General features: G+C 67.3%; 1 tRNA gene and 1 pseudogene. One reads left to right on the forward strand and one right to left on the reverse strand.

Annotation, left to right across the window (positions count from 1 at the left end):
* Positions 1–182, reverse strand: a pseudogene (locus GL263_RS27765) (GNAT family N-acetyltransferase); the annotation flags it as partial.
* A 139-nt stretch (positions 183–321) separates the two neighbouring features.
* Between GL263_RS27765 and GL263_RS27770 the strand changes: the two are divergent.
* Positions 322–395 (forward strand) — tRNA-Pro (locus GL263_RS27770).
* Positions 396–498 lie beyond the last annotated feature (103 nt).

Genomic DNA, 498 nt, shown 5'->3' on the forward strand with positions numbered 1-498 from the left:
TCGTGCAGCAGCCGCCGCTGCACCACACTCCCGTGCGCGACCAGCTCCCCCTCCTCCCACACCAGGGCGTGCATCCCACCGAGCCCGTGCTCCCAGTCCGCCCCGGAGAAGTCCACCGTGAACGCCTCCTCCACCAGCGCCCGCGCCGTCTGGAGAGTGCCGGCGTCCAGCTCGGAAGTGTGTGCGGTCACCGCTCGCATCCCACTCATACCGCCATGCTCCCACCTGCACCCCCGGAGGTGCGCGCAAGCACCCCCCGAAGTGCGGTATTGTTCTCGTGCGCGGTCGGCAAGGGGCAAGATCCCCAAGCCGCCGAGGCACCGGGACGTGGCGCAGTTTGGTAGCGCACTTGACTGGGGGTCAAGGGGTCGTGGGTTCAAATCCCGCCGTCCCGACGGTGCGAGAGGCCCGTTGATGTGCACGAAAGTGCAGGTCAACGGGCCTCTTTCGTGTTCCTGACTCAACGTCAGACTGACTTCCCGTCAGAACCGCAGGGAC

It is taken from the genome of Streptomyces durbertensis (assembly GCF_014156695.1).
In the GTDB taxonomy this organism is placed as follows: domain Bacteria; phylum Actinomycetota; class Actinomycetes; order Streptomycetales; family Streptomycetaceae; genus Streptomyces; species Streptomyces durbertensis.